11 protein-coding genes are annotated in these 14,310 nt (G+C 65.8%); 5 read left to right on the top strand and 6 right to left on the bottom strand.

The window, feature by feature from the left end; genetic code table 11:
• Positions 1-83: 83 nt before the first annotated feature.
• Entirely contained in the window at positions 84-968 is an 885-nt protein-coding gene (locus tag CXY71_RS17285; protein ID WP_104138260.1) for a bifunctional methylenetetrahydrofolate dehydrogenase/methenyltetrahydrofolate cyclohydrolase, read from the top strand.
• A 321-nt stretch (positions 969-1,289) separates the two neighbouring features.
• Here CXY71_RS17285 and CXY71_RS17280 read toward each other — a convergent pair whose 3' ends face one another.
• The 3 genes from CXY71_RS17280 to araB form a co-directional block, all read right to left on the bottom strand.
• Positions 1,290-1,832: a gamma carbonic anhydrase family protein gene (locus CXY71_RS17280; protein WP_104138257.1), complete on the bottom strand. Its 543-nt coding sequence runs from the start codon at positions 1,830-1,832 to the stop codon at positions 1,290-1,292.
• Between the two features lie 113 nt (positions 1,833-1,945).
• On the bottom strand, positions 1,946-3,463 hold the full coding sequence (gene araA, locus CXY71_RS17275) for an L-arabinose isomerase (protein WP_104138254.1): 1,518 nt from the start codon (positions 3,461-3,463) through the stop codon (positions 1,946-1,948).
• 66 nt (positions 3,464-3,529) lie between these two features.
• Positions 3,530-5,233 (bottom strand): ribulokinase, encoded by a 1,704-nt coding sequence (araB, locus tag CXY71_RS17270; RefSeq protein WP_104138252.1) that lies wholly within the window; start codon positions 5,231-5,233, stop codon positions 3,530-3,532.
• A 250-nt stretch (positions 5,234-5,483) separates the two neighbouring features.
• On the opposite strand from araB, the gene CXY71_RS17265 reads away from it, so the two are divergent.
• A complete protein-coding gene (locus tag CXY71_RS17265; RefSeq protein WP_233198318.1) occupies positions 5,484-6,530 on the top strand; it encodes a LacI family DNA-binding transcriptional regulator in 1,047 nt (348 codons plus the stop codon).
• On the opposite strand, the gene galK is transcribed toward CXY71_RS17265, so the two are convergent.
• Both galK and galT read right to left on the bottom strand, forming a co-directional pair.
• The gene (galK, locus tag CXY71_RS17260; RefSeq protein WP_104138378.1) at positions 6,523-7,686 is read right to left on the bottom strand and encodes a galactokinase; all 1,164 of its coding nucleotides are present in this window, start codon (positions 7,684-7,686) and stop codon (positions 6,523-6,525) included. The two genes, CXY71_RS17265 and galK, sit on opposite strands and share 8 nt — an antisense overlap.
• Positions 7,687-7,703: 17 nt before the next feature.
• Positions 7,704-8,876 carry a galactose-1-phosphate uridylyltransferase gene (gene galT / locus CXY71_RS17255; RefSeq protein WP_104138249.1) on the bottom strand — a complete coding sequence of 391 codons (1,173 nt, stop codon included), beginning with the start codon at positions 8,874-8,876 and terminating at the stop codon, positions 7,704-7,706.
• A gap of 85 nt (positions 8,877-8,961) precedes the next feature.
• On the opposite strand from galT, the gene CXY71_RS17250 reads away from it, so the two are divergent.
• From CXY71_RS17250 to CXY71_RS17240, 3 genes are read left to right on the top strand one after another with little or no spacing between them, the layout of a single operon-like run.
• The gene (locus CXY71_RS17250) at positions 8,962-9,837 is read left to right on the top strand and encodes a DeoR/GlpR family DNA-binding transcription regulator (protein ID WP_104138247.1); all 876 of its coding nucleotides are present in this window, start codon (positions 8,962-8,964) and stop codon (positions 9,835-9,837) included.
• Positions 9,838-9,841: 4 nt separating this feature from the next.
• Positions 9,842-10,786 carry an aldose 1-epimerase family protein gene (locus CXY71_RS17245; RefSeq protein WP_104138244.1) on the top strand — a complete coding sequence of 315 codons (945 nt, stop codon included), beginning with the start codon at positions 9,842-9,844 and terminating at the stop codon, positions 10,784-10,786.
• A 28-nt stretch (positions 10,787-10,814) separates the two neighbouring features.
• Positions 10,815-11,741 carry a DMT family transporter gene (locus tag CXY71_RS17240; protein WP_104138241.1) on the top strand — a complete coding sequence of 309 codons (927 nt, stop codon included), beginning with the start codon at positions 10,815-10,817 and terminating at the stop codon, positions 11,739-11,741.
• Between the two features lie 179 nt (positions 11,742-11,920).
• On the opposite strand, the gene CXY71_RS17235 is transcribed toward CXY71_RS17240, so the two are convergent.
• Entirely contained in the window at positions 11,921-13,951 is a 2,031-nt protein-coding gene (locus CXY71_RS17235; protein WP_233204706.1) for a heavy metal translocating P-type ATPase, read from the bottom strand.
• Positions 13,952-14,310: the final 359 nt, after the last annotated feature.

The following is a 14,310-nucleotide window of genomic DNA, read 5'->3' as shown; positions in this document are numbered from 1 at the left end:
AACTGGCCTGCGCTCCGGGCCGAGCCCCGACCGAGTGACCTGGACGATAGCACTGACCTGAACCACAACAGTAGGGAACCAGAATGACGGCAATCACACTCGACGGAGTCAAGACCGCATCCGACATCAAGGCTGAGCTTCGCGATCGCATCGTGGACCTGCGCGCGCACGGTATCGTGCCCGGACTCGCCACCCTGCTCGTCGGCAACGACCCCGGCTCACAGACCTATGTCGCCGGCAAGCACAGCGACTGCGCCGAGGTCGGTATCGAATCGATTCGCATCGACCTGCCGGGCTCGGCGACCAGCGCCGACGTGCGTGCCGCCATCAAGGATCTCAACAACAGCCGCGAAGTGACCGGCTACATCATTCAGCTGCCGCTTCCGGTGGGTCACAACGAGAACGCCATGCTCGAACTGATCGACCCTGCCAAGGACGCCGACGGGCTGCACCCGACCAACCTGGGCCGCCTCGTGCTCGGTATTGAGGGCGAGCTACGCTCCCCGCTGCCGTGCACTCCGGCCGGCATCGTCGAACTGCTGCGACGCTACGACGTGCCGATCGTGGGTCAGAAGGTCGTCGTGGTGGGCCGTGGCCTGACCGTCGGTCGACCGCTTGGCCTGCTGTTCACCCGCAAGGGCCTCGACGCGACGGTCACCCTGACCCACTCGCGTACGGTCGACCTCGCCGATGAGGTACGCCGTGCCGATATCGTCGTGGCCGCCGTTGGCGTGCCGCACCTGATTCAGGCCGACTGGATCAAGCCGGGCGCCGCAGTGCTCGACGTGGGGATCACCCGCGTGCAGGACCCGCTCACCGGCAAGGGCCGGCTGACCGGCGACGTGCATCCCGATGTTGCCGTCGTCGCCGGGCACCTGTCGCCGAACCCGCGCGGCGTCGGACCGATGACCCGCGCCATGCTGCTGTCGAACGTGGTCAAGGCCGCCGAGCAGTCGCTGCTGGCGTAGCGGCGGCTCTATCGACGGAGATTTTCGACGGATGGCCCGAAAATAGGCGTTCTCGCCGGTTCCGCACAGGAATCTCTGCAGTTATGAACGAGACCACCGCTAGCTGGATGGTTCCAGTCCGCTTGAACGGTCCGAAGCGCGGTGACTCCACGGGATCCCGTGGCGTATTCAGGAAATCACCGGCACCCGAGTGACTCCACCCGCACGAATTCGGGCGCGGGGCGCGGTACAGCCGCAGATTTCCTGAATTAGCCACCGGAATGCGAAGCTCAGCCGGTTAAATATCCAGCGCTTCCAGCGCTTCCAGTGGTCCCAGTGGCGCTACGGCTGGGCGAGGGCGGAACGGTGCAGCTCGGTGTGCTCCAGATAGTTCTGTGCATTGTGACGGATGCTGTCGATCTCGTCGTCGGTGAGCGGGCGTCGAACCTTGGCGGGAACGCCGGCCACGAGGGATCCGGGCGGCACTATGGTGCCGCCGAGCACGACGGCACCGGCAGCGACGAGGGATCCAGTGCCGATGATGGCGCCGTTCAGAATGGTCGCGGCCATGCCCACCAGCACGTTGTCTTCGATCGTGCAGCCGTGCAACACGGCGCCGTGACCGACCGAGACGCCGGTGCCGAGGGTGAGCGGAAAGTCGGTGTCGACGTGGCAGGAGACGTTGTCCTGCAGGTTTGAGCCGGCCCCGATCGTGATCGGCTCGAGTTCGGCGCGCAGCACGGAGTTGTACCAGACGCTGGCTCGGCCGGCGAGGGTGACATTACCCACGATCACCGCGCCGGGAGCGACGAATGCGCTCTCGGCGATGCTCGGGGCAGGCGTGTTGGGCAGGACGATGATTCGGGCGGCGCACTCAGCAGTCATACGCGCCAGCCTAGCCCGGGGGAGGGAGGCACCGAGGCGGCGGGCCAGCAAGGTGCGGCGAGCCCCTGTGGTGAGCAGGCGGCCGAGTTCGAGACCGAACTCGGCCAGTGGGATCAGATGCCCTGCGCCAGCCGGTAGTAGGCCTGGTTCCATCGCACCTCGCGGATGAAGTCGCGCAGGGTGGTCGACTTGTCGATCACGAGGAGCTCCGTGCGCGCGATCTCGGCGAAGTCCTGGAAGGCCTCGATGCCGACGGCCGTCGACATGACGGTGTGGTGGGCGGCGCCGGCGGTCAGCCAAGCTGCGGCTGAGGTGGCGAAGTCGGGTTCCGGACGCCAGACGGCGCGGCCGACCGGGAGTTTCGGGAGTGCCTCGGTGGGAGCGACGACCTCGACGAGGTTCGCGATGAGTCGGAATCGGTCGCGCATGTCGCTCATCGCGACGACGACTGCGGGGCCGGGGGCAGCGTTGAAGACGAGGCGCACGGGGTCCTCGCGGCCACCGATGCCGAGCGGATGGATCTCGAGGGTCGGCTTCTCGGCCGACAACGCCGGGTTGACTTCCAGCATGTGGGCGCCGAGGATGAGTTCGGCCCCGGGAGTGAGGTCGTAGGTGTAGTCCTCCATGAGGCTCGCGCCGCCGGGAAGACCGGCGCCCATCACGTTGGCTACCCGCACGAGGATGGCCGTCTTCCAGTCGCCCTCCCCGGCGAAGCCGTAGCCCTGCTCCATCAGTCGTTGCACGGCGAGACCGGGCAGCTGGCGGAGCGCGCCGAGGTCTTCGAAGCTCGTGGTGAAAGCGCTGAAGCCGCCGGCCTCGAGAAAGGATTTGAGCCCGATCTCGATCGCGGCGCCGTAGCGGAGCGACTCGTGCCGTTCGCCGCCGGTTTGCAATTCGGGAACGACGTCGTAGCGCTCTTCGTATTCGGCGATCAGGGCGGTGATCTCGGCATCCGTCGCTGCGTGCACGGCCTCCGCGAGCTCATTGACCGGCCAGGTGTTCACCTGCACGCCGAAGCGCAATTCGGCCTCGGTCTTGTCACCCTCGGTGACGGCGACGTAACGCATGTTGTCGCCGAAGCGGGCGAGTTTCATGCTGCGGCTCGTAGCCCAACCGGCGGCAGCGCGGGTCCAGGTACCGATGGTACGAGTCACGGCCGGGTTGGAGACGTGGCCAACGACGGTCTTGCGGGATACCCCGAGCCGGGTCTGGATGTAGCCGAACTCACGGTCGCCGTGGGCGGCTTGGTTGAGGTTCATGAAGTCGAAGTCGATCTCGCTCCAGGGCAGCTCGACGTTGGCCTGAGTGTGCAGGTGCAGCAGCGGTTTGGTCAGAGCGTCGAGCCCGGAGATCCACATCTTCGCGGGCGAGAAGGTGTGCATCCAGGCGATCAAGCCGATCACCGAGTCGTCGGAGTTCGCGTCGAGCGCCGCCCGGCGGATCGATTCGGAGTCCTTGAGAACCGGCTTCCAGACGATTTTCACCGGGATGTTGCTGCTCGCGCCGAGTGCATCGGCGATGGCCTTGGACTGGTCGGCGACCTGTCGCAGCGTCTGTTCGCCATAGAGGTTCTGGCTTCCAGTGAGAAACCAGACTTCTACATGGTCGAGGTTCGTAGTGAGAGAAGGCATTGGTCGAGTGCTCCTTGAGGTGCTAACGGTTGAAGTGTGAGGTGATCGCGGCGGGGTAGCTGGTGGTCACGCCGCCGCGCCGGCATCGCGTTTGAGCGCCTTGAGCCGGTGCATGACGTCGTTTGCCCCGCGGCCGAAATAGTCGTGCAGCAGGGAATACTCGGCGAAGAGCTGGTCGTAGGCCGTGGCCGACTCGGCATTGGGCGTGTACACGTTCTGGTTGAGCTTGCCCATGGCCTCTCCCGCGGCGCGCACGTCCGGATACGCGCCGGCGGCCACGGCGGCGTGGATGGCGGAGCCGAGTGCAGGCCCCTGCTCGCTGTCAATCGTGGAGATGGGCATCCGCAGAATGTCACTGTAGGTCTGCATCAGGAACGCATTCTTGAGCAGTCCGCCGGCCACGATGAACTCGGTCACCGGCACTCCGCTGGCGTTGAAGGTTTCCACGATGGTGCGGGCGCCAAACGCCGTGGCTTCGAGCAGGGCGCGGTAGATCTCCTCCGGGCGGGTGGTGAGGGTCGTGCCGAGCACGAGCCCGGAGAGTTCATGGTCCACGAGTACCGAACGGTTGCCGCTGTGCCAGTCGAGGGCGATCAGGCCGTGCCCGCCGACCGGCTGGTCCTTGATCAGTTCGGTCAGATGCTGGTGCACGCTCAGGCCTGCAGCCTCCGCCGCGGCAAAGTACCGTTCGGGAACCTGATTGTTGACGTACCAGGCGAAGATGTCGCCCACGCCGGACTGGCCGGCTTCGTAGCCGTACAGCCCGGAGACGATGCCACCGTCAACGACGCCGCACATGCCGGGTACCTCGGCGAGTCGATCCGAATTCATGACGTGGCAGGTGCTTGTGCCCATGATGGCCACCATTTGGCCCGGGTTCACGGCGCGCGCGGCCGGTGCCGTGACGTGCGCATCGACGTTGCCGACGCTGACGTGGATACCCTCGGGCAGTCCTGTCCAGGCCGCCGCTTCGGCCGTGAGGGTGCCGGCGGATGCTCCCAGTTGGCCGATCTCATAGGTCACCTTGTCGAGAGCGAACCGTGAAAAGGCCGGATTGAGCGCCCGGAGAAACTCCTCACTCGGGTACTCGCCGTCCTGCAGGATTCCCTTGTAGCCGGCGGTGCAGGCGTTGCGCACATACCGGCCGGTGAGCTGCCAGACGATCCAGTCGGCGGCCTCGACCCAGTGGTCCATGCGCTCGTACAACTCAGGATCTTCCTCGAGCAGCTGCAATCCCTTAGCGAATTCCCATTCGCTGGAAATGAGCCCACCGTAGCGGGGCAGCCAGCTTTCGTCGCGCTCGAAAGCGAGATCGTTGATGCGGTCGGCCTGAGACTGCGCAGAATGGTGCTTCCACAGCTTGACGTAGGCGTGCGGTCGGTCGGCGTACTCCGGCAGTTCGTTGAGTGGGGTGCCGTCGGCGATAACCGGTACCATCGTGCAGGCGGTGAAGTCGGTGCCGATGCCGATGACCCGGGCCGGGTCGATTCCCGCACTGACGACCGCAGCCGGAACGGCGCTCTTCAGCACGGCGACATAGTCCTGCGGAACCTGCAGGGCCCACTCCGGGGGCAGCTTCGTGCCCGTGGTCGCGAGGGTGGTGTCCATGACCGCGTGAGGATAGTCGAGCACGGCCGAGCCGAGTTCGGCACCGTCCGAGACTCGCACGACGACCGCGCGGCCGGACAGTGTTCCGTAATCGATGCCGATGACGTAGGACTCGGTCCCGGCTGGTTGGTCTGCGCGCGATTGCTCTGCGGTCGTGCTCACTGATCGACTCCCTTGGCGGCATGCGGATGCGACGGGTCACGTTTGCGAGATACTCGCTGTCGATGACCGATCACGATGACTAAATGTTAGCGCACTACTGCTTCTTGTTTATTAGCAATTTCTGCCCGGGTTGCACTGATTGGAAACCAGTCTGATGACTGTTCGGCTTGGTTTTCGGGCCCTTATGTCACCATTTATGGTGCGCTAACATGGAGTGATCGGGGTTGTCACCTCGGACGAGAGGAGTCGCATGGCCAGGGAGCCTCGGCCGCGCGGCCAGAGCGTGCGCATGACCGACGTTGCGAAACTCGCCGGGGTGTCACAACAAACCGTCTCCCGGGTCGTCAACGGACACAGCAACGTCGGCGCCGAAGTGCGAGAACGGGTCGAACGGGCCATTGCGCAGTTGCGGTACAACCGCAATTGGGCCGCACGCGCCCTTGCCACGAACCGATCCATGAATTTAGGCGTGGTCTCCCATTCCCTTCCGGTCCACGGTTCCGCCCTGGTGCTCTTCGGTATTGCCGAGGAGGCGCGGCGCAACGGCTATGCGACCAGCCTGGTGACCATTCCCCGGGTCGACTCGGCCGGCATTCGTACCGCGCTCGACACGCTCGTCGCCGATGCGGTGGACGGGATCATCGTGCTCGCGCCGATGACGGCCGCCGCCCCGGTGTTGCGGGGGCTGGAACCTGAGGTAGCGATCGTGCGATTCGAGCAGGGTTCACCCGCGAGTTCGACGGCGGTGTCGATGGACGATGCGCTGGGCGCACAGCTGGCTACCCGGCACCTGCTCGATCTGGGGCACGACACGGTCTGGCACGTTGGCGGGCCACCCGGCTGGATGGCTTCGGAGGCACGGCGCGCCGGATGGCTGTCCGAACTCGCGCTGCGCCATCGAACGGTCAATCCCGAGTTCCGCACCGAGGATTGGACGGCCGATTCCGGCTACCGGGCTGGGATAGCCATTGCCGAGGATCCCACGATCACCGCGGTCCTGGTGGCCAACGACGCGATGGCGCTCGGTGTCATCAAAGCCCTCACCGAACGAGGGATCGACGTGCCCGGCGACGTGAGCGTCGTCGGCTTCGACGATATGAGTGAGGCCCGCTATTTTCAACCTAGCCTTACGACCGTTCGGCTCGACTTCAACGAGGTCGGCCGGCTGGCGGTAGAGCGCGTGCTTCGGCTGATGGCTGGCGAGCCCGCGGAGCTGATCCCGGTCATCCAGCCGGAACTGGTGGTGCGCGACAGCAGCGCGGCGCCCCGGGAGCGCCGCGTTCGTTCCGCTAGTTGAGCGGACTTCCGTCGCGGGCGGCCCCATCGGCAGCATGCACCACGAACAGGTCGGGGGATGCAAAGCCGTGGGTGGTGAAGGCGGCGAGAACGGCGGCTTGCACGGCCGGCACGAGTTCGGTCGGGGTCAGGGCGATGGCCGCGCCGCCGAAACCACCACCGGTCATGCGCGCACCGATCGCGCCGGCCGCGCGTGCGGTGACCACGGCGAGATCGAGCTCAGGCGCTGAAATCTCGAAGTCGTCGCGCATCGACAGGTGCGAGGCATCGAGCAGGTCACCGATTGCGGCGCATCCGCTCACGCGCAGGGTTTGCACGGTGTCGAGTACGCGCTGATTCTCGGTGACGATGTGGCGCACCCGGCGAAAAGTTTCGTCGTCGAGCAGCGCCTCCGCTCGGGGAAGATCATCGACGCTGAGGTCGCGCAGGGCGGGCACCCCCATGATGCGGGCGCCGGACTCACAGGATGCGCGGCGCGCGGCGTAACCGCCCGTTGCGTGCGAGTGGCTGACCTTTGTGTCGATGATCAGCAGCTCCAGGCCGGCCGGGTTGAGCCCGAGCGAGATCACCTCGGCCGCGAGGCTGCGGCAGTCTAGAAACACGGCCGCGTCGACCTGGCCCAGCAGCGACGCCGACTGGTCCATGATGCCGGTTGGGGCGCCCACGACCCGGTTTTCCGCGAGCTGCCCGACCCGGGCCAGGGTCGGCCGATCGAGGTTCAGTCCCCAAACATCGTTGAGGGCTACCGCGACAGAGCATTCGAGCGCGGCCGATGAGGAAAGTCCGGCCCCGACCGGCACCTCGGAGTCCACATAGACATCGAACCCCGCCACGACCGCGAGGTCGGCTCCGAACTGCCCCAGCGCCCAGGCCACACCGAGCGGGTAAGCCGACCAGCCGTTGAGGTTCTCGGGAATCAACTCGTCGAGGGAAACCTCGACGGTCTCGTCGGCGAAGGAACTGGCCACCCGAATGACCCGGTCGGTCCTCGTCGCCAGGGCAACGATGGTGCGCCGGTCGATGGCGAGCGGCAGCACGAAACCGTCGTTGTAATCGGTGTGCTCGCCGATCAGATTCACTCGACCGGGCGCCGACCACAGGCCCGTCGCTGGGCGATCGAAGCGACTGGCGAAGCCTTTCTCGGCCGCGCGATCCAGGGCGTTGACGGCCGCGGTCACGACGGTGTCCCCGCTGAAACGGCGACTGAGTCCGCTTCGGCGGCGCGCGCAACGGCCGCGCGAATCGTGGTGGCGGCATCCTCTGGAGTGACATCGCCGATCCAGGCACCCATCGCTGCCTCCGAGCCAGCCAGAAACTTGAGCTTGTCTTCGGCGCGCCTCGGACTGGTCAGCTGCAGCATCAGACGGATGTCCGCCCGATGCGCCCGCACAGGGGCCTGATGCCAGGCGGCGATATAAGGAGTCGGGGTCGAGTAGATCGCGTCGATGCCGCGCAGCAGCCGACGGTACAACACGGCCAGCTCGTCGCGTTCGGCGAGGGTGGTTTCGGCAAAGTCGGGTACCTGGCGGTGCGGAAGCATATGCACTTCAATGGGCCAGCGAGCGGCGAACGGCACGAACGCGGTCCAGTGTTCGCCGCGAAGAATCACCCGGTCGCTGGCTTGTTCGCTCGCCAGAATGTCAGCGAACAGGGTGGGGCCATAACGCTCGAGTGAGTCGGCGAGACGCTGCGTTCTGGGGGTGATATAGGGATACGAGTAGATCTGACCGTGCGGATGCCGCAGGGTCACCCCGATCTGTTCGCCTCTATTCTCAAACGGGAACACTTGTTCAATGCCCGGCAGCTGCGACAGCACGTGGGTGCGTTCGGCCCAGGCCTCGATGACGGTGCGTGCTCGAGTCACCGACAGGCTCGCGAAGGATCCTTCATTCTCGGGGCTGAAGCAGACGACCTCGCAACGGCCAACGGACTGTCGCGTGCGACCGATGCCGATGCGGTCGAGATCGGCCAGATCGATGGGAGCCTCCGCCAGCAGCGGACCAAAGGACGGAGACTTGTTCTCGAACACGGCCACGTCGTAATTGCTCGGAATCTCGGAGGCATTGCCGGGGGATTGCGGTGCCAGCGGGTCTCGCGTCGCTGGTGGCAGGAACACGCGGTTTTGGCGGTTGGCGGCGATGGAGACCCACTCGCCGGTGAGCGGGTCCTGACGCATGGTCGCGGTCGCCGCGCGCTCGGTGGGCGCCCGCAGATCGACGGCCCGTTCGGGTGGCAGCGTGGTGTCGGGGTCATCGAAATAGACCAGATCGCGACCGTCGGTGAGGGTGCTGGACTGCCTTGCGATGGTCTCGTCGGCAACAAAATGAGGGCGGTCTGGATTCGTCATAGCAGTGCCACGATAGCAAATTTGCCCAAACGAAACCAGTTATTTACTTATTGATAAGTAAAAGAAAAGAAGCGATACTGATTAAATGAACGTGCGCAGCCCGCTCCCCGATCCGCTCCCCGATCCGCTCCCCGATCCACTGCCCGCTCATCTGCGCCGTGAGCGAGCGCAACGCCTCGTCGACGAACGCGGTTTTGTGCGGGTGAGCGAACTACGCAGTGCTTTCGGCATTTCGGGAGTGACCGCCAGGGCCGACCTCGACGCCCTCGAGCGGCAGGGCGCCGTGCGGCGCGTGCACGGCGGGGCGGTGCCGGCGCATTCCCCGGGTGACGGGCTTGGGGTGGAACGTGAGCACTCCTTCGAAGAAGCGCTGGAAGCATCCGTCGTTCCTAAACAGCAGATCGCCGAGGTCGCGGCGAAACTCGTGCAGAGCGGCCAGAGCGTGATTCTGGACGTAGGAACGACAACCCACGCGATCGCGCGCGCTCTCTGTGCCAGGTCCGACCTCCACGACGTCGTCATCATCACCAGCGGGCTCAGCATCGCCCTCGAACTGGAAAAAGCTATCCCCCGCTTCACCGTGATCGTTACCGGCGGGTCGCTGCGGCCGCTGCAACACTCCCTGGTCGATCCGCTCGCCGGCCTGGTGCTGAGCCAGGTTCATGCCGACCTGGCCTTTATCGGTTGCAACGGCGTCGATTTGGCCGGTGGCGTGACCAACATCAACCTCCCCGAGGCGGGGGTTAAGGCGCTCATGCTCACCGCGGCGGAGCGGGTGATCGTCGTGGCTGATCGTTCCAAGCTCGGCCAGGTGCACCTCGGTCGGGTCGGCCCGCTGAGCGCCTTCCACACCCTGATCACCGATGCCACGGCCGACGGGGAAGCGCTGGATAAATTGCGCGAGGGCGGACTCACTGTTTTGCTCCCGGAAACCACGCCGAATACGCAGGCCGTAGTCTGAACGAATGTGCGCACCCACTGGAATCCAGTACGACCTGACCTTGCAGACACCGAGCGGCACGGCGCGGGCGGTCGTGACCGAGGTGGCGGCCGGCCTGCGGGCATATGCCGTGAACGGCATAGACCTGGTCGAGACCTTTGCTGAAACGTCACAACCGCCGATGGGTGCGGGAATCGTGCTGGTGCCTTGGCCCAACCGCATTCGCGACGGCCAGTGGACCCAGGGTGGTGTGACCCGTCAGCTCGCGCTCACCGAGCCGGCCCGGCAGAACGCCATCCATGGGCTGCTGCGCTTTACGCCGTATCGGGAGGTGTCCCGGCAGAGCGACTCCGTAACGCTCGGTGCGACTGTCTTCCCCCAGTCCGGCTATCCGTTTCACCTCGAGACCGATGTGACCTACACCCTCAACGCCGACGGACTCAACGTGACGCACCGGCTGCAGAACGTCGGCACCGAGGCGGCGCCGGTGGCCGTGGGGGCGCATCCGTATCTAAAAATTGGCGACGTGCCGACCGGTGATCTCGTCGTGCGAGTGGATGCCGCGACCCACCTCGACGTCGACGACCGCCTCAACCCGACTGGCGAGACCCCTGTCGATGACACCCGGTTTGACCTGCGCGCGGGTGTCACGGTCGGCGAGCTCGACCTCGATGATGGCTTTGGCCGGGTCGGCGGCTCCGGCGAACACACCGTCACCGCAGCGGATGGCCGGAGCGTCACCCTCTGGGGCGACGAGAACATGCGTTACGTCCAAGTATTCACGCCGCGGATCTTTCCGGTGAGCACCGTCGATGCTGATCCGATCCGCGGCCAGGCTATCGCCCTCGAACCCATGACGGCGCCCGCCGATGCCTTCAATTCCGGTGCGGGCCTGCACTGGCTGGCGCCGGGGGAGCAGTGGATAGTGCGCTGGGGCATCCGTCATGCCGGGTTTGACCTGTCGGCCTAACTCGGATGCCCCCGAGCAGCACCGCCTCATGATCACAGTCTTGAACCGACGCACGCTGCTGCCGCACGCTCTTGGGCGCTACCGCGTCGACCTCGTGCTGCTGCTCGTGGCCGCGGTCTGGGGTGGCAGCTATCTGAGCGCGAAGGTGCTCACCGAGCAGGCGAGCGTGTCGGCCGTGCTCGCCCTGCGGTTTCTGGTGGCGGCCCTGGCTCTGCTGATCGTCTGGGTCGTGCGGCGCGAACGGCTTCCAACGCGGCGAGCGCTCGGGCTCGGGCTGCTCCTCGGGGTGACGCAGGCGAGCATTCTCTGGCTGGAAACCCAGGGTGTCGCGTTCACCTCCGCCACGAATGCCGGGCTCATCATCAGCCTCACCATCATCGTCACACCGGTGCTGGAGTCGGTTGCGGCCCGGCGCTGGCTGCCGCGCCCGTTCTTTGTGGCCGCGGTGCTCGCGGTCGTCGGCGTCGCCCTGCTGGTCTCGGGCAACGGATTCGCCGAGCCGAATGTGGGCGACCTGCTCATTTTCGCGGCGGCACTCGTGCGATCCCTGCACGTGACCATGATGGGTCACCTCACCCGCGGCCGCAGCGACAGCACCATCACACTTACCCTGCTGCAGGCGCTCGTTGGCGCGGTCGTGTTCACGGCATTCGACGTTCCCGGACTGGTCGCGGCGATTGCGTCCTTCGATGTAGCCGCCTGGATCGGCGTGCTCTACCTGGGCCTGGCCTGCAGCGTGTTCGCGTTTCTGGCCCAGATGTGGGCGATTCGCCGCACCTCGGCGGCCAGGGCCAGCCTGCTCATGGGCACCGAACCGATCTGGGCCGTGCTCGTGGGAGTATCGCTCGGCAGTGAAACGCTCGGCCTGGTGGGCGCTATCGGGGCGATTCTCATCATTGCGGGAACCTTCTGGGGCCAGCGCATCGAGGCTGGTCACCGAATGATTTCAGGCTAGCGCGACTTCTGGTTCGAGTGCCCGAGTCGCTCGCCGAGGAGTGAGTTTCGACCCGTTTCTGGTTCGAATCGGCCCGAAACTCACTCCTCGGCGCTCGATGCTCACAGTTCCGCGAGTAGATGCGCCGGCCACGACCATCCGCTGGTCAAGACCGCCAGACCACCGTCCCACCCGGTCGCCTAGTGGTTGCGCACGCTCGACTCTGGGCGTAGGTCGAGGCGACGCAGCAGCTGCGCGTTGAGCGCGACGACGACGGTGGACACCGACATGAGCAGCGCGCCGATCTCCATCGGCAGCACGAACCCGATCGGCGCGAGAACTCCGGCGGCGAGGGGAACGGACAGCAGATTGTAGCCCGCCGCCCACCACAAGTTCTGTTTCATCTTGCGGTAGCTCGCCCGTGACAGCTCGATCACCGAGAGCACCGAGCGCGGATCGTCGCTCGCCAGAATGACGCCAGCCGACGCGATCGCCACGTCGGTGCCGGCACCGATCGCGATACCGACATCGGCCTGAGCGAGCGCTGGAGCGTCGTTGACGCCGTCGCCGACCATCGCCACGCGGCGGCCCTCGTGTTGCAACTCGGCGACCTTGCGCGCCTTGTCCTCCGGGTGTACGCCCGCGAACACCCGTTCGATTCCGAGCTCAGCGGCCACCGACTGGGCCACCGCCTCGGCATCGCCGGTGATCATGACGACCTCGATGCCCTGCCGGTGCAGGGCATCAACGGCTTGCCGTGACTCCTCGCGAATCTCGTCGGCGAGGCCGATCGCACCGATGACTTCACCGTCCCGTAGCACGTGCAGAATGATCGCACCCTGACTCTGCCACGCCTCGGTCTCGGCGAGCGCCGCCGCCCCGTGCTCATCGAGCAGGTTTGGCCCGCCTACACTGATCCGACGCCCGTCGACCAGGCCGGTCACGCCGACCGCCGCGGCAGTCTGAAACTCGCTCGCACGCGGCACGGTCAGCCCGCGGGTGCGCGCGGCTGTCACAATGGCGCGGGCAAGCGGATGCTCACTGTCACCTTCTACTGCGGCCGCCCAGGCGAGCACCTCGTCGCTGGTCAAATTCGGATCGGCCGAAGCGGAGCCAGCGGGTGCCGTGGCATCCGCTTCACGAACGGCGATGTGGCTGACCGTGGGCTCTCCCTTGGTGAGCGTGCCGGTTTTGTCGAAGAGCACCGAGGTGACCTGGCGCATGCTCTCCAGGGCGAGGCGGTCCTTGATCAGCACGCCGCCCTTCGCTGCGCGTTCGGTGGCGATCGACACCACAAGCGGAATGGCCAGCCCGAGAGCGTGCGGGCAGGCGATCACGAGCACGGTGATGGTGCGTACCACGGCAATCTGCGGCTGGCCGAGCAGCGTCCAGACGATCGCGGTCACGACGCCGGCGCCGAGCGCGAACCAGAACAGCCAGCCGGCCGCGCGGTCGGCGATGCGCTGCGCTCGTGATGACGACGACTGCGCTTCGGTGACGAGCCGCTGAATTCCGGCCAGGGCCGTGTCATCGCCGACCGCAGTGATGCGCACCCGCAGGGCGGAATCGGTAGCGACCGTGCCCGCAACGACCTGATCGCCGACACCGCGCTGCACCGGCCGTGATTCGCCGGTGATCATGGATTCGTCGACATCGGCCGTGCCCTCGGTGACCTGCCCGTCGGCCGGAACACGCCCACCGGGGCGCACCACGACGAGGTCGCCGAGCGCCAAGTCGCTGGGCGAGACGACGACGACGTTCTCGCCCTCGACCCGCTCGGCCTCATCGGGCAGCAGCGCAGCGAGTGATTCTAGGGCCGTAGACGTTTGCGCGAGCGAACGCATCTCGATCCAGTGGCCGAGCAGCATAATCACGATCAGCAGGGCGAGTTCCCACCAGAAGTCGAGCTCGGCATCGATGAAGCCGAGGCTCGCGCCCCAGGACGCGAGAAACGCGACCGTGATCGCGAGGGCGATCAGCAGCATCATGCCGGGCTTGCGAGTCTTCAGCTCGGATACAGCCCCGGTCAGAAACGGCCGCCCGCCCCAGACGTACATGACGGTGCCCAGCACGGGGGAGATCCAGCCGATGCCCACGAAATCCGGCAATGAGTAGCCGACGAACATCGAAAACATGTGGCTGAACGCCACGACGGGTATTGCGATGATGAGCATAGTCCAGAACAAGCGCCGAAACTGCCCGACGTGGTCGCCGTGGCCCGCGTGGTTCATGGCACCGTGGTCCTGATGGCCCGGCTCTTTCGCGCCCTGCTTCACAGCGCCATGCTCCATGTTCGCGTGATCGGCGCTGCTGGGTGTGCTGTGGTTCATCTGGGGCTGGGTCATTTTTTCCTCGATACTAAGTAGCCTAATACCCCCTAAGGGTATACCTTTAAACGGGTTTGCGCACCCGGCTGGCACGCGATCGCCCGGCAGTCGAAACCCGATGAAACGACTAGTCCGTCGCGAGCAGGTCGTTCATAACAGCGATTTGGGCCTTCTGTGAACTCACGATCGCCTCGGCCAGCGCGAGCTCGCCCTCGTGGTGCGGAATCATCAATCGCGCAATCATCACGTCGTCATTGTTGAAA

Source organism: Cryobacterium sp. Y62 (assembly GCF_002929785.1).
GTDB lineage: Bacteria > Actinomycetota > Actinomycetes > Actinomycetales > Microbacteriaceae > Cryobacterium.
Note: the sequence above shows the minus strand (reverse complement) of the source record. Positions and strands in the feature narration are given on the sequence as shown.

Excerpts from the sequence above, each read along its gene's own strand:
- CXY71_RS17265 (WP_233198318.1), top strand. The coding sequence starts at position 5,484 with ATGGCCAGGGAGCCTCGGCCGCGCGGCCAGAGCGTGCGCATGACCGAC.
- CXY71_RS17240 (WP_104138241.1), top strand. The coding sequence starts at position 10,815 with ATGATCACAGTCTTGAACCGACGCACGCTGCTGCCGCACGCTCTTGGG.
- araA (WP_104138254.1), bottom strand. The coding sequence starts at position 3,463 with ATGCCTTCTCTCACTACGAACCTCGACCATGTAGAAGTCTGGTTTCTC.
- CXY71_RS17285 (WP_104138260.1), top strand. The coding sequence starts at position 84 with ATGACGGCAATCACACTCGACGGAGTCAAGACCGCATCCGACATCAAG.
- CXY71_RS17250 (WP_104138247.1), top strand. The coding sequence starts at position 8,962 with ATGAACGTGCGCAGCCCGCTCCCCGATCCGCTCCCCGATCCGCTCCCC.
- galT (WP_104138249.1), bottom strand. The coding sequence starts at position 8,876 with ATGACGAATCCAGACCGCCCTCATTTTGTTGCCGACGAGACCATCGCA.
- CXY71_RS17280 (WP_104138257.1), bottom strand. The coding sequence starts at position 1,832 with ATGACTGCTGAGTGCGCCGCCCGAATCATCGTCCTGCCCAACACGCCT.
- CXY71_RS17245 (WP_104138244.1), top strand. The coding sequence starts at position 9,842 with ATGTGCGCACCCACTGGAATCCAGTACGACCTGACCTTGCAGACACCG.
- CXY71_RS17235 (WP_233204706.1), bottom strand. The coding sequence starts at position 13,951 with ATGAACCACGCGGGCCACGGCGACCACGTCGGGCAGTTTCGGCGCTTG.